Raw genomic sequence first — 20,718 nt, forward strand, 5'->3', positions numbered from 1 at the left:
CATCAATTCAGCCGGTCAATTCAGCCAGAGTCGCGGCAGCGCCGCACCAGTGCGCACCAGCACGGCTATCATATCGGCGCGCAAGCGGGCGGCATCTTGGGCACAGAAACGCGCGATTGCAAAGCCGTTCCAGGCGGAGATTGCGACCTCGCCGGAGAACGAATCCGAGGCCTCGCGGATTTTTTCGACCAGGGCTTCGTCGCCGGGGACGATCAGCGCCGTGCCAATTGCGGCACCGCCCTTGGCGACGGCGGATCGCGCGAGCTTCGCGCCAATATTGCCGTCGAGCCTGACGGTCTCGGCGAACACCAGCCTGCCGCCACGCCGCAGCCGCCAACTGTCGATGAATTCGCCCTGCTCCATCCGCTCGCCCATGGCGGTGCGGCCGAATACGACAATTTCGCAAAGCAGGAGCGAGGCGGCATCATTGAGTTCGATGTCGAAGCGGCGATGGACCCGGGCGCGATCGAACAGGATCGTCTCCTGGGGCAGCCAGCCGAGATGCGCGCCTGCGGCGATCTTCAAGGAAATATTGAGCTGCGCGGGCGTGCCGGGGGCACGGTAGACCTTTTCGGCGGCCGCCGTGGTCAATGTCAGGCGCGCGGCATCGGCGGCCGAAATCTCGATATCAAAGCGGTCGCCGCCGGCGACGCCGCCGGCCGTGTTGACGAACACGCCGGAGAGCCCCTCGCCCTCCGGCGAAGGAAAGCGCACACGCAGGGAGCCGGATTCGTGCAAGGCGCCGCGCCGCGTCACACCATCGCGGGCATGCACATCGAACCGCACCGCGCCGCGGGCGCGGTTGGCCTCGAACACCGACGATGTAGCTGACAGCTCGCTGCGCATCCGTCTCCCCAGCCGGTCGCGGCAGAAATCCTGGAACTACAGCGCCATCTGGCGGCTGATTTCGGCCGGGTCGAGATTGGAGCGGTCGCAGCTGAACTTCACCGCGCCGCGATCCATCACGGCAAAACTGTCGCCGAGTTCGCAGGCAAAGTCGAGATATTGTTCGACCAGCACGATGGCGATGTTGCCGAGGTTGCGCAGGTAAGAGATGGCACGGCCGATGTCCTTGATAATCGAGGGCTGGATGCCTTCGGTCGGCTCGTCGAGCAGCAGCAGTTTCGGCCGCATCACCAGCGCGCGGCCGATCGCGAGCTGCTGCTGCTGGCCGCCGGAGAGGTCGCCGCCGCGCCGGCCAAGCATGGATTGCAGCACCGGAAACAGCGAGAACACGTCGTCCGGAATGTGCTTGTCCTCGCGCTTGAGTGGGCCAAAGCCGGTCTTGAGATTCTCCTCGACCGTCAGCAGCGGAAAGATCTCGCGGCCCTGCGGCACGAAGCCGATGCCCTTGCGCGCCCGCTCATAGGGCTTCAAGCCAGTGATGTCGCTGCCGTCAAATACGATCGCGCCCGAGGAGATCGGGTACTGGCCGACCATGGCGCGCAACAGCGAGGTCTTGCCGACGCCGTTGCGCCCGAGCACGCACGTCACCTTGCCGGGCTCGGCCGCGATCGAGACGCCGCGCAGCGCCTGCGCCGCGCCGTAGAACAGGTTGATGTCCTTGACCTCAAGCATCGCTCAGCGCCCCAGATAAACTTCGATGACCCGCTCGTTGGACGAGACCTGGTCGATGGTGCCTTCCGCCAGCACGGTGCCTTCGTGCAGGCAGGTGACCTTGACGCCGAGCTCGCGCACGAAGGTCATGTCGTGCTCGACCACCATCACGGTGTGGGTCTTGTTGATCTCTTTCAGCAGCTCGGCGGTGAGATGCGTCTCGACGTCGGTCATGCCGGCCACGGGTTCGTCCACGAGCAGCAGTTTCGGATCCTGTGCCAGCAGCATGCCGATCTCGAGCCATTGCTTCTGGCCGTGGCTAAGGCTGCCGGCGAGGCGGTTGCACGCTTCGGTGAGGCGGATCGTCTCCAGCACCTTGTCGATGCGCTCGGACTCCGCCCTGCTGCCGCGCCAGAACAGCGTACCGCGGACCGAGTGATCGACATTGAGCGCGAGCAGGAGGTTGTCCTGCACGGTCTGGCTCTCGAACACCGTCGGCTTCTGGAACTTGCGGCCGATGCCGAGCTCCGCGATGCGAGTTTCGTCGAGCCGCGTCAGGTCGGTGACGCCGTCGAACAGCACGGTGCCCTCGTCGGGCCTGGTCTTGCCGGTGATGATGTCCATCATCGTGGTCTTGCCGGCGCCGTTCGGGCCGATGATGGCGCGCATCTCGCCGGGCTCGAGCGTCAGCGACAGGTTGTTGATGGCGTGGAAACCATCGAACGAGACATGCACGCCGTCGAGATAGAGCATCGCGGAGGTCGCGCGGGTATCCATGACGTTCATCGCGTCTACTCCGCCATCTTGGGTTCGGTGACACCGTCTTCGGCCGCGGCGCTCGCAATGGTCGCAGCGGTGCGCTTCTCCTTCGACTGATCCCACCAGGCATTGAAGGTGCCGACGATGCCCTTGGGCAGCAGCAGCGTCACCAGGATGAACAGCGCGCCCAGCATGAACAGCCAGTACGGCGCCAGCATGCCCGAAGTGAAGAATGTCTTGGCGTAGTTGACCACGACGGCGCCGAGCGCCGCGCCAACCAGCGTGCCGCGGCCGCCGACCGCGACCCAGATCACCGCCTCGATCGAATTGCCCGGCGCGAACTCACTGGGATTGATGATGCCGACTTGCGGCACATAGAGCGCGCCGGCGACGCCGGCCATGCAGGCCGACACCGTGAACACGAACAGCTTGTAGGATTCGACACGATAGCCCAGGAAGCGCGTGCGCGATTCCGCATCGCGGATCGCGATCAGCACCTTGCCGAGCTTGGAGGTGACGATGGCCCGGCAGATCAGGAAGCCGAGGATCAGGGCCAGGCAGCTCAGCGCAAACAAGGCCGCGCGGGTGCCTTCGGCCTGGACGTTGAAGCCGAGGACGTCCTTGAAGTCGGTGAGTCCGTTGTTGCCGCCGAAGCCGAAATCGTTGCGGAAGAAGGCGAGCAGGAGCGCATAGGTCATCGCCTGCGTGATGATCGAAAGGTAAACGCCCGTGACGCGGGAGCGGAAGGCGAGCCAGCCGAAGCAGAAGGCGAGCAGGCCGGGCACGACCAGCACCATCAGCGCAGCGAACCAGAACATGTCGAAGCCGTACCAGTACCAGGGCAGCTTCGAATAGTTCAGGAACACCATGAAGTCGGGCAGAACCGGGTTGCCATAGACACCGCGGGTGCCGATCTGCCGCATCAGGTACATGCCCATGGCGTAGCCGCCGAGCGCGAAGAAGGCGCCGTGGCCAAGCGAGAGGATGCCGCAGTAGCCCCAGATCAGGTCGATCGCGAGCGCCAGGATCGCGTAGCAGACATATTTGCCCCACAGCGCGACGAGATAGGTCGGCACCTGCAGGAACGAGCCGGCGGGCAGCAAGAGGTTCGACAGCGGAATCAGCACGCCCAGCGCGGCGACGACCAACAGGAAGATCGCCGCGCTGCGGTCCAGCGATCGGGTCAGCATGTGAGGGGTCATGCTTCCACCGCACGGCCCTTGAGCGCGAATAGGCCGCGCGGGCGCTTTTGAATGAACAGGATGATCAGAACCAGGATGGCGATCTTGCCGAGCACGGCACCGGCGACCGGCTCCAGGAACTTATTGGCGCTGCCGAGCGTGAACGCACCGACAAGGGTCCCCCAGAGATTGCCGACGCCGCCGAACACCACGACCATGAAGCTGTCGATGATGTAGCTCTGGCCGAGATTGGGGCTGACATTGTCGATCTGCGACAGCGCCACGCCGGCGATGCCGGCAATGCCGGAGCCGAGCCCGAAGGTCAGCGCGTCGACGCGCGAGGTCGCGATGCCCATCGAGGCCGCCATGCGGCGGTTCTGCGTCACCGCACGCATCTCGAGCCCGAGTGCGGTGTAGCGCAGCATCGCCAGCAGGATCGCGAACACCGCCAGCGTGAAGCAGAGGATCCAGAGCCGGTTATAGGTGATGGTGATCTGGCCGAGCTCGAACGCGCCGCTCATCCAGGAGGGGTTGCCGACCTCGCGGTTGGTCGGGCCGAACATGGTGCGGACCGCCTGCTGGAGCACCAGCGACAGACCCCAGGTCGCCAGCAGCGTCTCCAGCGGCCGGCCATAGAGGAAGCGGATGATGCTGCGCTCGATCAAAACGCCGATGGCGCCGGCGACCAGGAAAGCGAGCGGCACCGCGATCAGCAGCGAATAGTCGAACAGGGCGGGATAGCGGGTACGGATCACCTCCTGCACCACGAAGGTGGTGTAGGCCCCGATCATCACCATCTCGCCATGGGCCATGTTGATGACGCCCATCACGCCGAAGGTGATGGCAAGGCCAATCGCGGCGAGCAGCAGCACCGAACCGAGCGAGAGGCCGTACCAGGCGTTCTGCACCATGGACCAGACCGCGAGCGAAGACTGGATCGAGCTGATTGCACTGGCCGCGGCCTTGATCACCGAGGCCGGCTGGTCGCCCATGCCGGTGAGCAGCGCCAGGGCCTCCTGATCGCCGCGCGCCCTGAGCGTGCCGATGGCATCGAGTTTCTCGAGCTCGGTGGCATCGGGCTTGAACAGCAGGATCGCCGCGCGGGCTTCGCCGAGCGCAGCCTTGACCGATTTGTTGGTTTCCTTGGCAAGCGCGGCATCGACCGGCTCAAGCGCGGTCTCTTCGTGCGACTTGAAGACGGATTGCGCGGCCTGGAGGCGCGTCGCCAGATCCGGCGACTGCAGCGTCAGGCTGCCGAGCGCGGCATCAACGCTGCGGCGCAGGCGGTTGTTGAGACGCACCGCGCTCGCGCTGTCGGGAACGCTGGCGACCGCCTCGCCGGTCGCGGCGTCGATCGATTTGCCGTCGACGCCGGTGACATAAACCTTCTTGCTGTCGGCGTCGGCCATCAGCCGGCCGTCCTGGAGCGCACTGATGATCGGAAACGCCAGCTTGTTGCCGCTGCTGGCGATCACGCCGATCGCCTCCTCCGTGTCGGAAAACTCGTCATTGGCGAATTTGGCGACCGCATCCTCGAATGGGCCGGCCAAGGCCGGCAGCGCGAACGCGATCAGAAATAGCGAGAGAACAAACGTACAGAGACGAGCGCATAGATTGGTTGGCACTGTGGATCACCCCGGCAGAAGTGGGGAGAAGACGGCGGAATAGCCGTCTTCTCCCGTCGTGCGATCAAGCGTCAGATCCGGATCAGGAGCCGGAGCCGAGGCACTTGTTGGTCTTGGTGTTGAAGTTGCCGCACTTCTTGCCGACCCAGTCGCCGATCAGGTCCTTGGAGCCGTCGAGCTCCTTCGACCAGGCATCGCCGGCAACGAGGCTCGGGGTCTTCCAAACCACGTCGAACTGGCCGTTGCCTTTGATCTCGCCGATGAACACCGGCTTGGTGATGTGGTGGTTCGGCAGCATCTTCGAGGTGCCACCGGTCAGGTTCGGCGCCTCGATGCCGGGGAGCGCGTCGATCACCTTGTCCGGATCAGTCGACTTCACCTTCTCGACCGCCTTCACCCACATGTTGAAGCCGATCACGTGCGCTTCCATCGGGTCGTTGGTCACGCGCTTCGGGTTCTTGGTGTAGGTCTGCCAGTCCTTGATGAACTTCTCGTTCGCCGGGTTCTTGATCGACTCGAAGTAGTTCCAGGCGGCGAGATGGCCGACCAGCGGCTTGGTGTCGATGCCGGCGAGCTCTTCCTCACCCACCGAGAACGCAACCACCGGAATGTCCTTGGCCTTGATGCCCTGGTTGCCGAGCTCCTTGTAGAAGGGCACGTTGGCGTCGCCATTGATGGTCGAGACCACCGCGGTCTTCTTGCCGGCCGAGCCGAACTTCTTGATGTCGGCCACGATCGTTTGCCAGTCGGAGTGACCGAACGGCGTGTAGTTGATCATGATGTCTTCCTGGGCGACACCCTTCGACTTCAGATAGGCTTCCAGGATCTTGTTGGTGGTGCGCGGATAGACGTAGTCGGTGCCCGCGAGCACCCAGCGCTTCACCTTCTCTTCCTTCATCAGATAGTCGACGGCGGGGATCGCCTGCTGGTTCGGCGCGGCACCGGTGTAGAACACGTTGCGCTCGCTCTCCTCGCCCTCATACTGCACGGGGTAGAACAGGATGCTGTTCAGCTCCTTGAACACCGGCAGCACCGACTTGCGCGACACCGAGGTCCAGCAGCCGAACACGACCGAGACCTTGTCCTTGGTGATCAACTCGCGCGCCTTTTCGGCGAACAGCGGCCAGTTCGAGGCGGGGTCGACGACGACGGCCTCGAGCTTCTTGCCGAGCACGCCGCCCTTCTTGTTCTGCTCGTCGATCAGGAAGAGGATGGTGTCCTTCAGCGTGGTTTCGCTGATGGCCATGGTGCCGGAGAGAGAGTGAAGCACGCCGACCTTGATGGTGTCGTCCGCGGCCTTGGCGGCGGAAATGGACGCCAGACCGAGCATCAGACCGGCGGTCGCGGCGAGCACGCCGCGGCGGCTAAATGACGCCGCTATATCGTGAGTGGATTTGTTGAACATGAGTGTCTCGTCTCCCTGACGCAGGCGTGAAAACGCTGCGAAACGGCCCCACGGCCGCCTGCGCTTAACGGAATCGCAAGAACCGTGCCATGGGCGAGATGTCAGCCAACCCTTTGTTTTCGCTAAATGAATCGCCGTAAATCAAAGCTTCGTCGCGCTTGCGCCGCCTAAATATCAGGCAATTGAAATGTATGCGAATGCGGCAGGCAGGTTATTTTGTGAGCAAATTGCCGCCTCTGGCTAAATTTCCGGCATAACTATTTCTGCACTGCAATCGTAGTTTGAGGCACGCTTGCCTTGAAAGCGCCCGCTCAATGTTCCATATGAGCATCCGAGACCTGTTGCGAATCAAGAGGTCGTTGCGAGCCGCGTGTTCTTAAGCCCTTTCGGGCCTCTGGCTTGCCCCATATCTCCCAAGCCATCCGACACCCCAAACACGCAGGTGTCTTCTCGACACCCTTATGCGCGCGCCGCGCCGAATGCGCCGGGCGACCGCTTTTGACATGGAAAGAACCCATCTTTTGACTTCGTTTCAGGATTTCGGCCTCGCCGAACCCATCGCCCGCGCTCTTCGCGAAGAGAATTACGTCACCCCCACCCCGATCCAGGCCCAAACCATTCCGCTGGCGCTGACCGGTCGCGACGTGGTCGGCATTGCCCAGACCGGCACCGGCAAGACCGCCTCCTTCGCGCTGCCGATCTTGCACCGCCTGCTCGAGAACCGCATCAAGCCGCAGCCGAAGACGGCCCGCGTCCTGGTGCTCTCGCCCACTCGCGAGCTTTCGGGGCAGATCCTCGACAGCTTCAACGCCTATGGCCGTCACGTCCGCCTGTCCTCGACGCTCGCCATCGGCGGCGTGCCGATGGGCCGTCAGGTCCGCGCGCTGATGCAGGGCGTCGACGTGCTGGTCGCGACCCCCGGCCGCCTGCTCGACCTCGTGCAGAGCAACGGGCTGAAGCTTGGCAGCGTTGAGTTCCTCGTGCTCGACGAGGCCGACCGCATGCTCGACATGGGCTTCATCAACGACATCCGCAAAATCGTCGCCAAGCTGCCGATCAAGCGGCAGACGCTGTTCTTCTCGGCCACCATGCCCAAGGACATCGCCGAGCTTGCCGACTCGATGCTGCGCGATCCCGCCCGCGTCGCGGTGACCCCGGTCTCCTCGACCGTGGAGCGCATCCAGCAGCGCATTATCCAGCTCGACTTCTCGGCCAAGCCCGCGTTCCTCGCCCAGCTGCTGAAGCAGGAGCCGGTCAACCGTGCATTGGTTTTCACCCGCACCAAGCACGGCGCCGACAAGGTGGTGAAGACGCTTGAGAAGGCCGGCATCCCTGCCAGCGCTATCCACGGCAACAAGTCGCAGAACCATCGCGAACGGACGCTGGCGCAGTTCCGCTCCGGCGAGATCCGCACTTTGGTCGCCACCGACATCGCCGCCCGCGGCATCGACGTCGACGGCATCACCCACGTCATCAATTTCGACCTGCCCAACGTGCCGGAGACCTATGTCCACCGCATCGGCCGCACCGCGCGCGCCGGCGCCGACGGCACCGCGATCTCGCTGGTCGCAGGCGGCGAGGAACTCGCCTATCTGCGCGACATCGAAAAGCTGATCCGCGTCGCGCTGCCGCGTGAGGACCACCGCACCGACGCCGGCCGCCGCGATGCGGGTCCTCCCCCCCAGCAACAGCGGCAGGGCCGGCCGGGCGGCCGCCCGGGCCAGCGCCCACAGGGCGCACGGCATGGTGAGGGACGGCGCGGCGACGACAGGCATGCCGACGGACGCCACCACAGCGCCGGCAGACACTGCGACGGACGGCCCGGCGAAGGACGCCATATCGAGGGCAGACCTGTTGATGGCCGGCCCGGCGAAGGCCACAATGCCTCGAAGGGGCCTCGCCGACGCCGCCGTTCCGGTGGTAAGATGAATTCCTCACCTACCGATCGGTCGGAACAGCGTCCCGCGCATAGCGCCGGCAAGCCTGATGGAATACAAGGCGTTGCCTTTTTGCGTCGCGAGAGTCGTCCCGCCGGTCGACCGAACCGCAATCCTCATTCGCACTAGCCGTCCACGACTGGAGACAACCACATGGCTAAGGAAGAGCTGATCCAGTTCGAAGGACTGGTCACCGAAATCCTCCCCGACGCCCGTTACCGCGTGCAGCTCGATGCCGGACACGAGATCGTCGCTTACACCGCCGGCAAGATGAAGAAGAACCGCATCAAGACGCTGGCGGGTGACCGCGTGACCGTGGAGATGTCGCCCTATGACCTCGAGAAGGGCCGACTGATTTTCCGCCACAAGGACGAACGTCCCAGCGGGGTGGGTGGACCTCCGCGCCCCGGACAGCGCGGTGGCCAGTTCCGCCGCCGCTAAGCGAAGCGGCTGCGCACGCGCGGACTTGAAATTCCGACCTGTATGCTGATCCGCCGTGGACGTCACGGCGGATCAAAAAGTCGTGCACGTCAGGATTGTTTTGGCGCCTTATTTCCAATAAAATGGGCTTATCGATTTTCGGCCGGACGACTTTAGCATCCACCGGTACAGCCGGTTCAGACACGCTGACGACCCTTCCAGAAACTCGATCTAACCGCCTGCGAAAGCGGGCTTCGACACTACTTATCTGAGAAGGAACTACCCCCGTGAGCATGGGAACCGTGAAGTGGTTTAACGCGACCAAGGGCTTTGGCTTCATCCAGCCAGACGATGGCGGCCAAGACGTCTTCGTACACATCAGCGCCGTTGAGCGCGCGGGCCTCGGCTCGCTGCGCGAAGGCCAGAAGATCTCCTACGAGATCGTGGCCGACCGCCGTTCCGGCAAGTCGGCTGCGGACAACCTGCGCGCCGCCGGCTGAGTTACCGCTTCCGGCCCGAAAGGCTCAAGCGAACAAGTCAGCAAATCGACAAGTCAAAAGAAAAGGCCGGGCGCAGCGCACGGCCTTTTTTCATATCCGCCCCTGCTCGCAGATTTCAGCACGACGACGGTACGCTGTTGTAGGGAACGCATGTGGTCTGCCGCGGCCGCGTGTAGGAGACATCGCTCAGCGGCAGGCTCGACTTCAACACGTAACCTATCGTAGGTGAGTAAGTGTAGCTCGCCTCGCCGAGGATGAGGTAGGTCGACGGAATCAGGAGCGTCGCGGGGATGATCGAGGTGACCTTGTCGCCGGCCTTCCGGGCGGAGGTCGCCAGTGTCGCCTGCGTCGCGCCGCTCGCAATAGTGCCGGATTTGCTCCATTGGACCGTGGCAATGCTGTTGGTGTCGATATAGATTTGCGAGATCGTGCCCTTCACGCGCGTAGCGTCGTAGGGCTGGACGATCGATATGCTCGCGGTGAACGTGTCCTGCATGTCGCTGTCGGCGAGCTTGATCGACTGCGACGTCAGATCGGACAGGGTTCGCGCAATCAACGTGACCTTGCGATCGATCGCCACGGCCGTGGAAAACTCGACCGTGCCGAAGAACATCACCAGCATGACCGGAACGATGATGGCGAACTCGGTCGCGGCGAGCGCGCGCCTGTCGGCGCCGAACTCGCGCACGGAGCTGCGGGCATTCCTCCAGATATTCGCAATCGCCTGCATCGGTCAGCTCGGATCCATCTGTCTCAGTAGGGTTCGTTCTTGAAGGCGGCGGTCGCCACCAGCAACCGCTTGTTGTTGCACCCCATGTTGAAGCCGAGGCCGGTGACGATGAGCGGCCACTGATAGAACAGCCGCACCACGACAACTTGGCCGGAGCCTCCCGGGCCGTATTGCGTGCCGCTTGGATTGAAGCTGCAGGAATCGCCAAAATTGACAAGGCTCAAGGCTCCGAAGGAGCCTCCGCTAACAACGTCGATGGACAGCTTGCTGCAATCAAACAGCGCGGGGATCTGGCTGCAGACGTAACTCTTGAACGTCGCCTGCGAACAGGGCGTGCTCACGCCGGATACCGCGCAGGCTGTCACCGTGCCGGATTGCGCCTGCCCAGTCAGCAACACGCGCGCAGAATTCTGCGTGATGGTCTCGAGCACCTGCCCTGCGAAGAACATGAGCGCCACTTCGATGATGGCGAACAGCAGCGCGAAGAAAACGGGTGCGACCAGCGCAAACTCGACGGCCGCGGAGCCGCGTCGGTTGTGGCGAAACCGGCGCAGCGCGGCGAGCAGCGTGAACCTCGTAGATGCAGGCGATGGCATCGCGTCAAATTCCCCGGCAGCGGCCGATCATATTGTCCCGTTCAATAGCGGAAACTGATTGTTTAAGTGTTTCAGGCGATCCGCACCCACCGGACCGCAGCGTTAACGCTGCGTTAACCACGAGCAACTCGCAGCGACGAGGCTTGCCACAACGAAGCGTTGGCGGCAGGACCAGCGATCCTGCCCGGGGCCAATCGTGCCAGTTCGCCTTGCTAGTTGGTCTGGCTAGTTGGGCTTGGCGGGGCCGCCACCGCCACCGCCACCGCCGCCGCCACCGCCGCCACCAGCGCCACCACCACCGGCGCCGCCGCTGGCGCTGGCGCTGCTGCTCAGCGAACCGGCCTGGCTCATGGTGTTGTTGAAATAGGTGTCGCTGTCGCCGAGCGTCACGCGGCGCTGGCACAGCGGCATGCAGCTGTAGGACTCGCGCTCGATCCCGCGATAGACGGTGACGAGCCGATCGCTCGGGCCCTCGACCTGAATTTGGCGGTCGACCAGGATCTCGCCGCCACGGTCGAGTGCGATGAAGTTGGTGGCACCGTAACCCTTCCCGGTCACGACGATCATGCCGCCGGGCTGGAGCGTGACGTCCGCGATCAGGGGATTACCGACCACGATGGTCGACACCTTGCCCGGAAGCCGGACCAGCTTGGCCTGATCGACATTGACCGCGATGGTATCGGCGCTCGGCTCGGCAACGCCGGCAGAAGGCGATGCCAGCACCGCAGCAGCAACCAGAACACAGACGCGCGCATGACGGCGCAGCAACTCTTTACGCATACTCTTACCCCCGGGACGTCACAAACCGGCAGAAGCGATGAGATGACAGCCGAGCCGGTGCCCGACCCGACTAACCTGCCTTTAATTCGTGAACGTTCCGCAAATTCGCCGACTATTGTTTGAACGTACCAGCATTTCGCGGCGTTCGAAGGCGCAGGGCCCGCTTCTAGCGGCGGAATGGATAGGCGAGCTGGCCGGCGATCTCCTTCGGCATGGTCGCTTCGTCCTTGCCGTAATCCTGCGGCAACTCACCCCTTGGCATGCGGAAGGTGCCGAACAGCACGTCCCAGACCGGGAAGGTCCCGGCGAAATTGGTGTCGCCGCCCTCTTCGAGCGCAGTGTGGTGCCAGCGGTGAAAGACCGGCGTTGCCAGCACGTATCTGAACGGCCCGAAGGTCCAGTTCAGGTTGGCGTGCACGAAGGCCGAATGGAAGGTCGTGAACGGGCCGACCCATATCATCACGTTCGGGGAGATGCCGGCCATCAGCAGCACGACGTCGACGCCGATCGTGCCGAGCACCAGATTGACCGGATGAAAGCGGGCCGCCGAAATCCAGCTGATCTCCTCGGAGGAGTGATGGATGGCGTGGTATTTCCAGAACTCGCCGCCATGAAACAGCCGGTGCAGCCAATAGAGCATGAAATCGGCCAGCACCAGGAACAACACGCCTTGCGCCCATAGCGGCAATTGCGACAGCGGCCCATGGCCGTTGTCGTAGAAGGCGATCAGCTCGTCGGCGTCGTGGATGTTGAAGACGATGCCGGCGGTGACGATCAGGAGTCCGATCCGCATGGTGCGGGCGAACACCGGAACGAAGAACCAGTAGCAGATGTCGGTGATGATCTCCCGCTTGCGCCACCACGACGGACCAGGATTACAGGCCCAGAAATGTTCGAGCACCGTGAAAACCACGGCGAGCATGAAGGTGACGGGGATCACCTTCTCGATGGTCTCGCCGAGCATCAGGGCGACTTGCATGGGCAGGCTCGACATCGTCGCCTCTTCTGAATCTAATCCCGTCTAGGCCTACTCCGCTAAATTTAAGGGACGGTGAAGCCGATGCTGCGCTTGGCCCCAGGTCCGGAACCGGGGCGAATTGCAACTTGCGCCTTAAGGCGACATTCACTCTCGCCAAAAGCGTCGCGCAGGATGCGCGTTTGCACGATCAAATTAACTCTACCGAAAGAGCTCGGCTTTCATGTTCGGCGCGTCAACGACAGCGCCGAACGAGGCGATCACACACCCCAGACGGAGTTACGTTCATGAAGAACCTGATTGCGCGTTTCGCGAAGGATGAATCCGGCGCCACCGCCATCGAATACGGCCTGATCGCCGCCGGCATCGCGCTGGCCATCATCACCGTCGTCAACAACCTCGGCAGCACGATGAACGCCAAGTTCGGCTCGATCAGTTCGTCGCTGAAGTAAGCCACCGAGACACGACGGCAAAAGCCCCGGACCTCCGGGGCCTTTGTTTTTCTGACGACGGCGAGTTCCAGTGGCGTTGCGCAAGTCCAGAACCGATGCCGCGGTCGCGGCGAATGAGGCGGAGGCGGCGCAGGCCGGCTCGCCGGCCTATTGGGTCTGCCTTGCGCTGCTGCTCGCGACGGCCGCGCTCGCCATGCGCATTGCCAGCCTCTGGTGAGCGCGCTTTCGGCGGAGTCGTGCCCCCAACGCCGCTGCCGCCGTTGTCGGTTTGTTTAGTACTGCCGGCTAGCATCGCGCGACAGCCGATCCCGCGACGAACCCAGGCTTAAGACCAGGCCTCAAGACGCAGCCCATGATCCTCGACCTTGCGCGCCTTCTGCTCTTCCCGGCCCTGATGGCCTTCGCCGCTGCGAGCGATCTCTTCACGATGACGATTTCGAACCGCGTGTCGCTGGCGCTGGTCGCGGGCTTCTTCGTGCTCGCCTTCGCCGGTGGCATGGCACCTTACGAGATGCTCAGCCATGTGGGCGCCGGCGCCCTGCTGCTGGTCGTGGCCTTCACCTGCTTTGCGATGGGCTGGATGGGCGGCGGCGACGCCAAAGTCGCGGCTTCCGTCGCACTGTGGTTCGGCTTCGCGCCCCTGATGGATTTCCTGCTCTATGCCTCGCTGTTCGGCGGGGCGCTGACGCTGCTTCTCCTGCAGTTCCGGCAATGGCCGCTGCCCTATGGCCTCGCGGGCCAGGCCTGGCTCGCACGGCTGCACGACAAGGAAACCGGCATTCCCTACGGCATCGCGCTCACGCTTGGCGCGCTGACGGTCTATCCGGAGACCGAGTGGGTCAAGGCGATCGATCTTGCGCACCTCGCACTGCGCTGAAAACACCGGGTAAACCCGGCGTTAAGGCGATTTAGATACGCCTCATTAACCATGCTTTGACGAATAGCTGGTCAACTGCCGATTACGGCGGCGGCAACGTCGCGGCGTTTTGTTGGAAAGTGAAGCGTATGAATAGGGCACGCATTGTCGTCCTGACGGTCGCCATCTGCGCCGGCGGCGTCGCCGCGTATCTGGCGAGCGGCTCGGACAATTCTGCGCCGCCTCCAGTGACGCAAGCCCCGCAGCTTCCGACCGTCGACGTCCTGGTGGCCAAGAACGACATCGGCCTCGGCCAGACCGTGAAGGCGGAAGACGTGCAGTGGCAGACCTGGCCAGCCGCGACCGCCAGCGCCACCTTCATCCGCCGCAACGAACGCCCCGAGGGCGCCTCCCAGGTGACCGGCTCGATCGCGCGCGCTCCTTTCATCCAGGGTGAGCCGATCCGAGACCAGAAGCTGGTCAAGGCCGAGGGCTCCGGCTTCATGGCCGCCATCCTGCCGACCGGCATGCGGGCGATCTCGACCGAAATCTCGCCGGAGACCGGCGCGGGCGGCTTCATCCTGCCCAACGACCGCGTCGACGTGCTGCTGACGCGCCGCCTCAAAAACCCCGACCAGAACAGTGGCGCTCCCGATATCGTCACGTCCGAGATCATCCTGACCAATGTCCGCGTGCTGGCGATCGACCAGGCGCCGAAGGAGAAGGACGGGCAGAACGCGGTGGTCGGCAAGACCGTGACCCTCGAACTCAATCCGGCACAGACCCAGGTGCTGTCGTCAGGCCGCCAGGCCGGCACGCTGTCACTGGCGCTGCGCAGTATCGCCGACGTCAAGCTGAGCGAGATCACGCTCGATGATTCCGCGCAGAAGCGGGACGGCGTTTCGATCATTCGCTACGGAATCCCAAGCTCGACGGCGAAGGCGCGATGAGGACTGTCGATATGAAATGCAGGGCAGATTTGGCGACGATGCGAACCTCACTGGTCCGCGCCCTGTCGTTTTCGGCGGCCTTCGCGCTGACGCTGAACCCGGTGCTCACCCCCGTGGTCGCCGCCGATTATCGCCCGGTGGCGCCGGTCGCGGCCGACGGCCAGATGAATGCGCGCTTCCTCTCGCTCGGCGTCGGCAAGTCGATCGTGATCGACCTGCCGCGCGACATCAAGGACGTGCTGGTCGCCGATCCCAAGATCGCCAATGCCGTGGTCCGCTCGGCGCAGCGCGCCTACATCATCGGCGCCTCAGTCGGCCAGACCAACATCGTGTTCTTCGATTCCGCCGGCCAACAGATCGCGGCCTATGACATCGCGGTGAAGCGTGACCTCAACGGCTTGCGAGCCGCGCTGAAGCAGGTGCTGCCCAATTCGGACATCCAGATCGACGGGCTCGGCGACGGCGTCGTCCTGACCGGCTCGGCCGCGAACCCGCTGGAAGCACAGCAGGCCAACGATCTGGCCGCACGCCTTGCCGGCGGCCCCGAAAAGGTGGTGAATTCGATCGTCGTTCGCGGCCGCGACCAAGTGATGCTGAAGGTGACGGTCGCCGAAGTCGCGCGCACCATCATCAAGCAGCTCGGCATCGACCTCACCGCCAACCTGAACTACGGCACCTCGGTGGTGACCTTCAGCAATGCCAATCCCTTCACGGCGCTTGGCAAAAATCTCGTAGACGGCAACGCTCTGACCACTAAGTTCGGCGCCACCCCGTCGGTGCAGGCGACCCTGCGCGCGATGGAGACCGCGGGCGTGATCCGGACGCTGGCCGAGCCGAACCTGACCGCGATCTCCGGAGAGTCCGCGACCTTCGTCGCCGGCGGCGAATTCCCGGTGCCGGCGGGCTATGCGTGCGACCCAACCACACATGTCTGTACCACCCAGATCAGCTTCAAGAAGTTCGGCATCTCGCTCAACTTCACCCCGGTCGTGCTCAGCGAAGGCAAGATCAGCCTGCGCGTGATGACCGAGGTCTCGGAACTCTCGAACGAAAATGCGATCACGCTGTCGCAGGCGGTGACCTCGACCTCGGTGAATTCGCTGACGGTGCCGTCGATCAAGACCCGCCGTGCCGAAACCTCGCTGGAAATTCCCTCCGGCGGCGCGATGGCGATGGCCGGACTGATCCAGCAGCAGACCAAGCAGGCGGTCAGCGGATTGCCCGGACTGATGCAGCTCCCGATCCTCGGCACGCTGTTCCGCAGCCGCGACTTCGTCAACAACGCGACCGAGCTGGTCGTGATCGTGACGCCCTATGTCGTGCGCGCAGCAGCGCCGAAGGACCTGTCGCGGCCGGATGACGGCTTCGCCGCGCCCGCCGATCCGCAGGCCGAGCTGATCGGCAACATCAACCGCATCTACGGCGTGCCGGGCCGGACCGAACCGGCCAAGAACTACCGCGGCACCTACGGCTTCATTACCGACTGAGCGGAACGGGGACTTCACGATGATCACAAGACTGCCCCAGCTTCGCAAACGCGCCATCGGCTTCGGTGGCGCGCTGGTCGGTATCGCGCTCGCGCTCGGCGGCTGCCAGCACGACGAAGTGACGACCGCCTCGATTCCCGACGACTACAAGCAGCGCCATCCGATCGCGATCGAGGAGCAGAACCGCTCGATCGTCGTCTTCGTCGGTCACGCCCGCGGCGGATTGACCGCTGCCCAGCGCGCCGACGTGATGGGCGTCGCGTCGGCCTGGCTGCACGAAGGCACCGGCGCCATCCGTATCGACGCGCCGTCCGGGACGCCCAACGCGCGCGCGGTTGCGGACACGATGCGCGAGATCCAGGCGATGCTGGCCGGCGCCGGCGTTCCGCCGCGCGGCATCACCATCAGTCCCTACCAGCCGGAAGACAGGCGCTTCCTGCCGCCGATCCGGCTCACCTATTCCAGGATCGCCGCTGTCGCAGGTCCCTGCGGCCTGTGGCCGGAGGACATCGGCCCCTCGATGAAGAACAAGAGCTGGTTCGAGAACAAGGACTATTACAATTACGGCTGCGCCTATCAGCGCAACATGGCGGCGATGGTCGACAATCCGTCGGACCTCGAGCAGCCGCGGCCCGAAACACCGTCCTACACGGCGCGTCGCACCACCCTCCTCGAAAAGTACCGCAAGGGAACGTCGACGGCGGTTACCTATCCTGAAGCCGACAAGGCCAAACTCAGCGACACCGGCAAATGATCAGCTACGCTCGCCAGACCCAAGAAGAGCAGCCGGAGGCCCCGCCCCCGCCGGTCGAGGAGCATATTGCGCCGGCGCCGCGCGTCTCGGTCCAGGCCTTCTGCGAGACCGTGGAGACCGCCGCTGCCGTGCAGTCTGCCGGCGAGGATCGCCGTCTCGGCAAGGCCCATCTGAAGATCCAGATGGGCGGCATGGCGGCCGCGATTGAAGCCTACCGCTCCGCGCCCACGCCGAACGTGATCGTGCTCGAGAGCGACGGCCGCAACGACCTGTTGACCGGGCTCGACCAGCTCGCCACCGTCTGCGACGCCGGCACCCGCGTGGTCGTGATCGGCCGCATCAACGACGTCATGCTCTACCGCGAGCTCGTGCGCCGCGGCGTCAGCGATTACGTGCTCTCGCCGGTCGGCCCGATCGACGTCGTGCGTTCGATCTGCAATTTGTTCTCGGCGCCGGAAGCCAAGGCGGTCGGCCGCATCATCGCGGTGGTCGGCGCCAAGGGCGGCGTCGGCGCCTCCACCATCTCCCACAACGTCGCCTGGGCGATCGCGCGCGACCTTGCGATGGACGCGGTCGTCGCCGACCTCGACCTCGCCTTCGGCACCGCCGGGCTCGACTACAACCAGGACCCGCCGCAGGGCATCGCCGACGCCGTGTTCTCGCCCGATCGCGTCGACACCGCATTCATCGACCGCCTGCTGTCGAAATGCACCGACCATCTCAGCCTGCTGGCGGCGCCGGCGACGCTCGACCGGGTCTATGATTTCGGCACCGACGCCTTCGATGCCGTGTTCGACACCCTGCGCTCGACCATGCCCTGCATCGTGCTCGACGTCCCGCACCAATGGTCGGGCTGGACCAAGCGCGCCCTGATCGGGGCCGACGACATCCTGATCGTCGCTGCGCCCGACCTCGCCAATTTGCGCAACACCAAGAACCTGTTCGATCTTTTGAAGGCCGCGCGGCCCAACGATCGGCCGCCGCTGTACTGCCTGAACCAAGTCGGGGTGCCAAAGCGGCCCGAAATCGCCGCCGCGGAGTTTGCCAAGGCGATCGAAAGCCAGCCGGTCGTGTCGATCCCGTTCGAGCCGCAGATTTTCGGCTCGGCGGCCAACAACGGCCAGATGATCGCGGAGATCTCCGCCAACCACAAGTCGATCGAGATGTTCCTTCAGATCGCCCAGCGCCTGACCGGTCGCAGCGAGACCAAGAAACAAAAGTCGTCCCTGCTTTCACCGCTGATTGAGAAGTTGCGGGGAAGATAAGCCGCCGCATGGAGTTGTTAAGTGTTCGGTAAGCGTAGCGGAACAGACACCGACCTTCGGGCTCCCAAGTCCGGTGCCGTGTCGCCAGAGCCTGCAGCGGCTCCGGCGCCCGCCGTGTCGCGCGCGCCGCCCCCGCCGGCTGTCGCCTCGCCGCCGCTTGCCCCGGCGAAGCCCGCGCCGGCCATGGAGTCCCGCCGTTCGGACAATTACTACGAGGTCAAGGCAACCATCTTCGGCGCGCTGATCGAGGCGATCGACCTCGCCCAGCTCGCCAAGCTGGATTCCGAGTCCGCGCGCGAGGAAATCCGCGACATCGTCAACGAGATCATCGCGATCAAGAACATCGTGATGTCGATCGCCGAGCAGGAAGAGCTGCTCGACGACATCTGCAACGACGTGCTCGGCTACGGCCCGCTCGAGCCGCTGCTGTCGCGCGACGACATCGCCGACATCATGGTCAACGGCGCCAACACCGTCTACATCGAGGTCGGCGGCAAGATCCAGCGCACCGGCATCCGCTTCCGCGACAACCAGCAGCTGCTCAACATCTGCCAGCGCATCGTCAGCCAGGTCGGCCGGCGCGTCGACGAATCCTCGCCGATCTGCGACGCGCGTCTCGCCGACGGCTCCCGCGTCAACGCCATCGTGCCGCCGCTGTCGATCGACGGCCCCGCGCTCACCATCCGCAAATTCAAGAAGGACAAGCTGACGCTGGATCAGCTGGTCAAGTTCGGCGCGATCTCGCCGGAAGGGGCCGAGATCCTCCAGATCATCGGCCGCGTCCGCTGCAACGTTCTGATCTCCGGCGGTACCGGCTCGGGCAAGACCACGCTGCTCAACTGCCTCACCAACTATATCGAGCACGACGAGCGCGTCATAACTTGCGAAGATGCCGCCGAGCTTCAGCTCCAGCAACCGCATGTGGTGCGGCTGGAAACCCGCCCGCCCAACATCGAGGGCGAAGGCCAGGTCACCATGCGCGAACTGGTGCGCAACTGCCTGCGTATGCGTCCCGAACGCATCATCGTCGGCGAGGTCCGCGGACCCGAGGCGTTCGACCTGCTCCAGGCCATGAACACCGGCCACGACGGCTCGATGGGCACGCTGCACGCCAACAATCCGCGCGAGGCGCTGTCGCGCTGCGAATCCATGATCACGATGGGCGGCTTCTCGCTGCCGTCACGAACCATCCGCGAGATGATCTGCGCCTCGATCGACGTCATCATCCAAGCGGCGCGCCTGCGCGACGGCTCGCGCCGTATCACCCACATCACCGAGGTGATGGGTATGGAGGGCGACACCATCATCACCCAGGACATCTTCCTCTACGACATGATCGGCGAGGACGCCAACGGCAAGATCATCGGCCGGCACCGCTCGACCGGCATCGGCCGGCCGAAGTTCTGGGAACGCGCCCGCTATTACGGCGACGAGAAGCGCCTTGCCGCTGCGCTCGACGCGGCGGAAGTAGCGCCGAAGACGTGAGCAGGTCAGCAACACCATGAACATGCAGGTCCTCGCCCTGGCCTTCCTCGCCACCGCCGCCGTCGGCGGCATTGCCTGGGTCTTTCTCTATCCGCTGCTGTCCGGGGAGCGGAAGGCCGAAAACCGCCGCGCCTCGATCGCGCGCGCCGAGGCGCCTACGATCCGGCAGACCGAGAAAAGCCAGCGCTCGCGTCGCGAGCAGGTCGAGACCACGCTCAAGGACCTCGAAGCCCGGCGTCTCCAGGAGAAGAGCGTCTCGCTCACCGTGCGCCTGTCGCAAGCGGGGCTCGACTGGACGCCGCAGAAATTCTGGATCGTATCCGGCGTCGTCGCCGGCGTGTTTTTCGCGGCCGTTCTGTTCGGCGGCGGCGGCCTGCTCGGCGCGACCGGCCTCGCCTTCGCCGGCGGCTTGGGCCTGCCGCGCTGGGCGCTCGGCTTCCTGAAGAAGCGTCGCGAAAACAAGTTCCTGGCGGCGCTGCCCGACGCGGTCGACGTCATCGTGCGCGGCATCAAGGCGGGCCTGCCGCTGTTCGAATCGATCAAGGTCGTCGCCGCCGATTCCCCCGAGCCGCTGCGCAGCGAGTTCCTCGCCATCATCGAGACACAGGCGATCGGCATGCCGCTCGGCGAGGCGTGCTCGCGGCTCTATGAGCGCATGCCGCTGCCGGAAGCCAATTTCTTCGGCATCGTGGTGTCGATTCAGCAGAAATCGGGCGGCAATCTCTCCGAAGCGCTCGGCAACCTCTCCAAGGTGCTGCGCGACCGCAAGAAGATGAAGGAGAAGATCCAGGCGATGTCGATGGAAGCCAAGGCTTCCGCCGGAATCATCGGCTCGCTGCCGCCGATCGTGATGTTCCTGGTCTATCTCACGACGCCGCAATACATCTCCCTGCTTTGGACTCATCCGACCGGCCAGCTGATGCTGGTCGGCTGCCTCATCTGGATGTCGATCGGCATCATGGTGATGAAAAAGATGATCAACTTCGACTTCTGACGGTGCCCT

General features: G+C 64.2%; 22 protein-coding genes. 12 read left to right on the plus strand and 10 right to left on the minus strand.

The window, feature by feature from the left end:
- Window positions 1–15 precede the first annotated feature (15 nt).
- The 6 genes from JJB99_RS33305 to urtA all read right to left on the minus strand — a co-directional run bounded on the left by JJB99_RS33305 (window position 16) and on the right by urtA (window position 6,527).
- The gene (locus JJB99_RS33305) at window positions 16–846 is read right to left on the minus strand and encodes an urease accessory protein UreD (protein ID WP_200496336.1); all 831 of its coding nucleotides are present in this window, start codon (window positions 844–846) and stop codon (window positions 16–18) included.
- A gap of 36 nt (window positions 847–882) precedes the next feature.
- On the minus strand, window positions 883–1,578 hold the full coding sequence (urtE, locus tag JJB99_RS33310; protein ID WP_200496337.1) for an urea ABC transporter ATP-binding subunit UrtE: 696 nt from the start codon (window positions 1,576–1,578) through the stop codon (window positions 883–885).
- 3 nt (window positions 1,579–1,581) lie between these two features.
- Window positions 1,582–2,343: an urea ABC transporter ATP-binding protein UrtD gene (gene urtD, locus JJB99_RS33315; protein WP_200496338.1), complete on the minus strand. Its 762-nt coding sequence runs from the start codon at window positions 2,341–2,343 to the stop codon at window positions 1,582–1,584.
- Between the two features lie 5 nt (window positions 2,344–2,348).
- The gene (gene urtC / locus JJB99_RS33320) at window positions 2,349–3,518 is read right to left on the minus strand and encodes an urea ABC transporter permease subunit UrtC (protein ID WP_200496339.1); all 1,170 of its coding nucleotides are present in this window, start codon (window positions 3,516–3,518) and stop codon (window positions 2,349–2,351) included.
- Window positions 3,515–5,122, minus strand: a complete 1,608-nt coding sequence (urtB, locus tag JJB99_RS33325; protein ID WP_200496340.1) for an urea ABC transporter permease subunit UrtB — start codon at window positions 5,120–5,122, stop codon at window positions 3,515–3,517. The genes urtC and urtB overlap by 4 nt, the downstream gene beginning before the upstream one ends.
- 82 nt (window positions 5,123–5,204) lie before the next feature.
- Window positions 5,205–6,527 (minus strand): urea ABC transporter substrate-binding protein, encoded by a 1,323-nt coding sequence (gene urtA, locus JJB99_RS33330; protein WP_200496341.1) that lies wholly within the window; start codon window positions 6,525–6,527, stop codon window positions 5,205–5,207.
- A gap of 479 nt (window positions 6,528–7,006) precedes the next feature.
- Between urtA and JJB99_RS33335 the strand changes: the two genes are divergently transcribed.
- From JJB99_RS33335 to JJB99_RS33345, 3 genes are all read left to right on the plus strand, one after another.
- Window positions 7,007–8,593, plus strand: coding sequence for a DEAD/DEAH box helicase (locus JJB99_RS33335; RefSeq protein ID WP_200496342.1), 1,587 nt, complete (start codon window positions 7,007–7,009; stop codon window positions 8,591–8,593).
- A 24-nt stretch (window positions 8,594–8,617) separates the two neighbouring features.
- Window positions 8,618–8,905, plus strand: a complete 288-nt coding sequence (gene infA / locus JJB99_RS33340; protein WP_008131890.1) for a translation initiation factor IF-1 — start codon at window positions 8,618–8,620, stop codon at window positions 8,903–8,905.
- A 266-nt stretch (window positions 8,906–9,171) separates the two neighbouring features.
- Window positions 9,172–9,384, plus strand: a complete 213-nt coding sequence (locus tag JJB99_RS33345) for a cold-shock protein (RefSeq protein WP_014439634.1) — start codon at window positions 9,172–9,174, stop codon at window positions 9,382–9,384.
- A 115-nt stretch (window positions 9,385–9,499) separates the two neighbouring features.
- On the opposite strand, the gene JJB99_RS33350 is transcribed toward JJB99_RS33345, so the two are convergent.
- From JJB99_RS33350 to JJB99_RS33365, 4 genes are all read right to left on the minus strand, one after another.
- Complete coding sequence (locus tag JJB99_RS33350; RefSeq protein WP_200496343.1) at window positions 9,500–10,114, minus strand: TadE/TadG family type IV pilus assembly protein; 615 nt, start codon at window positions 10,112–10,114, stop codon at window positions 9,500–9,502.
- A 23-nt stretch (window positions 10,115–10,137) separates the two neighbouring features.
- A complete protein-coding gene (locus JJB99_RS33355; protein ID WP_200496344.1) occupies window positions 10,138–10,710 on the minus strand; it encodes a TadE/TadG family type IV pilus assembly protein in 573 nt (190 codons plus the stop codon).
- A 225-nt stretch (window positions 10,711–10,935) separates the two neighbouring features.
- Window positions 10,936–11,490 (minus strand): pilus assembly protein N-terminal domain-containing protein, encoded by a 555-nt coding sequence (locus JJB99_RS33360; RefSeq protein ID WP_246775091.1) that lies wholly within the window; start codon window positions 11,488–11,490, stop codon window positions 10,936–10,938.
- A 166-nt stretch (window positions 11,491–11,656) separates the two neighbouring features.
- The gene (locus JJB99_RS33365) at window positions 11,657–12,484 is read right to left on the minus strand and encodes a sterol desaturase family protein (RefSeq protein WP_200496345.1); all 828 of its coding nucleotides are present in this window, start codon (window positions 12,482–12,484) and stop codon (window positions 11,657–11,659) included.
- 269 nt (window positions 12,485–12,753) lie between these two features.
- Between JJB99_RS33365 and JJB99_RS33370 the strand changes: the two genes are divergently transcribed.
- The 9 genes from JJB99_RS33370 (at window position 12,754) to JJB99_RS33410 (ending at window position 20,709) form a co-directional block, all read left to right on the plus strand.
- Window positions 12,754–12,918, plus strand: coding sequence for a Flp family type IVb pilin (locus tag JJB99_RS33370; RefSeq protein WP_200496346.1), 165 nt, complete (start codon window positions 12,754–12,756; stop codon window positions 12,916–12,918).
- A gap of 76 nt (window positions 12,919–12,994) precedes the next feature.
- The gene (locus JJB99_RS33375; RefSeq protein ID WP_200500466.1) at window positions 12,995–13,135 is read left to right on the plus strand and encodes a hypothetical protein; all 141 of its coding nucleotides are present in this window, start codon (window positions 12,995–12,997) and stop codon (window positions 13,133–13,135) included.
- Window positions 13,136–13,270: 135 nt separating this feature from the next.
- Window positions 13,271–13,795: an A24 family peptidase gene (locus JJB99_RS33380; RefSeq protein ID WP_200496347.1), complete on the plus strand. Its 525-nt coding sequence runs from the start codon at window positions 13,271–13,273 to the stop codon at window positions 13,793–13,795.
- A 128-nt stretch (window positions 13,796–13,923) separates the two neighbouring features.
- Complete coding sequence (gene cpaB / locus JJB99_RS33385; protein ID WP_200496348.1) at window positions 13,924–14,724, plus strand: Flp pilus assembly protein CpaB; 801 nt, start codon at window positions 13,924–13,926, stop codon at window positions 14,722–14,724.
- A gap of 11 nt (window positions 14,725–14,735) precedes the next feature.
- Window positions 14,736–16,211, plus strand: a complete 1,476-nt coding sequence (locus tag JJB99_RS33390; protein ID WP_200496349.1) for a type II and III secretion system protein family protein — start codon at window positions 14,736–14,738, stop codon at window positions 16,209–16,211.
- Window positions 16,212–16,230: 19 nt separating this feature from the next.
- Complete coding sequence (locus JJB99_RS33395) at window positions 16,231–16,965, plus strand: CpaD family pilus assembly protein (protein ID WP_200496350.1); 735 nt, start codon at window positions 16,231–16,233, stop codon at window positions 16,963–16,965.
- The gene (locus tag JJB99_RS33400; RefSeq protein ID WP_200496351.1) at window positions 16,962–18,230 is read left to right on the plus strand and encodes an AAA family ATPase; all 1,269 of its coding nucleotides are present in this window, start codon (window positions 16,962–16,964) and stop codon (window positions 18,228–18,230) included. Before JJB99_RS33395 ends, JJB99_RS33400 begins: the two co-directional genes overlap by 4 nt.
- 21 nt (window positions 18,231–18,251) lie before the next feature.
- Window positions 18,252–19,715 carry a CpaF family protein gene (locus tag JJB99_RS33405; protein ID WP_200496352.1) on the plus strand — a complete coding sequence of 488 codons (1,464 nt, stop codon included), beginning with the start codon at window positions 18,252–18,254 and terminating at the stop codon, window positions 19,713–19,715.
- Between the two features lie 16 nt (window positions 19,716–19,731).
- A complete protein-coding gene (locus JJB99_RS33410; RefSeq protein WP_200496353.1) occupies window positions 19,732–20,709 on the plus strand; it encodes a type II secretion system F family protein in 978 nt (325 codons plus the stop codon).
- Window positions 20,710–20,718 lie beyond the last annotated feature (9 nt).

Source organism: Bradyrhizobium diazoefficiens (assembly GCF_016616235.1).
Taxonomy (GTDB): domain Bacteria; phylum Pseudomonadota; class Alphaproteobacteria; order Rhizobiales; family Xanthobacteraceae; genus Bradyrhizobium; species Bradyrhizobium diazoefficiens_H.

Bases quoted from the DNA above. Each gene is read 5' to 3' on its own strand.
- JJB99_RS33305 (WP_200496336.1), bottom strand. From the start codon at position 846: ATGCGCAGCGAGCTGTCAGCTACATCGTCGGTGTTCGAGGCCAACCGC.
- urtE (WP_200496337.1), bottom strand. From the start codon at position 1,578: ATGCTTGAGGTCAAGGACATCAACCTGTTCTACGGCGCGGCGCAGGCG.
- urtD (WP_200496338.1), bottom strand. From the start codon at position 2,343: ATGAACGTCATGGATACCCGCGCGACCTCCGCGATGCTCTATCTCGAC.
- urtC (WP_200496339.1), bottom strand. From the start codon at position 3,518: ATGACCCCTCACATGCTGACCCGATCGCTGGACCGCAGCGCGGCGATC.
- urtA (WP_200496341.1), bottom strand. From the start codon at position 6,527: ATGTTCAACAAATCCACTCACGATATAGCGGCGTCATTTAGCCGCCGC.
- JJB99_RS33335 (WP_200496342.1), top strand. From the start codon at position 7,007: ATGCGCCGGGCGACCGCTTTTGACATGGAAAGAACCCATCTTTTGACT.
- infA (WP_008131890.1), top strand. From the start codon at position 8,618: ATGGCTAAGGAAGAGCTGATCCAGTTCGAAGGACTGGTCACCGAAATC.
- JJB99_RS33350 (WP_200496343.1), bottom strand. From the start codon at position 10,114: ATGCAGGCGATTGCGAATATCTGGAGGAATGCCCGCAGCTCCGTGCGC.
- JJB99_RS33355 (WP_200496344.1), bottom strand. From the start codon at position 10,710: ATGCCATCGCCTGCATCTACGAGGTTCACGCTGCTCGCCGCGCTGCGC.
- JJB99_RS33360 (WP_246775091.1), bottom strand. From the start codon at position 11,490: ATGCGTAAAGAGTTGCTGCGCCGTCATGCGCGCGTCTGTGTTCTGGTT.
- JJB99_RS33365 (WP_200496345.1), bottom strand. From the start codon at position 12,484: ATGTCGAGCCTGCCCATGCAAGTCGCCCTGATGCTCGGCGAGACCATC.
- JJB99_RS33370 (WP_200496346.1), top strand. From the start codon at position 12,754: ATGAAGAACCTGATTGCGCGTTTCGCGAAGGATGAATCCGGCGCCACC.
- JJB99_RS33380 (WP_200496347.1), top strand. From the start codon at position 13,271: ATGATCCTCGACCTTGCGCGCCTTCTGCTCTTCCCGGCCCTGATGGCC.
- cpaB (WP_200496348.1), top strand. From the start codon at position 13,924: ATGAATAGGGCACGCATTGTCGTCCTGACGGTCGCCATCTGCGCCGGC.
- JJB99_RS33390 (WP_200496349.1), top strand. From the start codon at position 14,736: ATGAAATGCAGGGCAGATTTGGCGACGATGCGAACCTCACTGGTCCGC.
- JJB99_RS33395 (WP_200496350.1), top strand. From the start codon at position 16,231: ATGATCACAAGACTGCCCCAGCTTCGCAAACGCGCCATCGGCTTCGGT.
- JJB99_RS33400 (WP_200496351.1), top strand. From the start codon at position 16,962: ATGATCAGCTACGCTCGCCAGACCCAAGAAGAGCAGCCGGAGGCCCCG.
- JJB99_RS33410 (WP_200496353.1), top strand. From the start codon at position 19,732: ATGAACATGCAGGTCCTCGCCCTGGCCTTCCTCGCCACCGCCGCCGTC.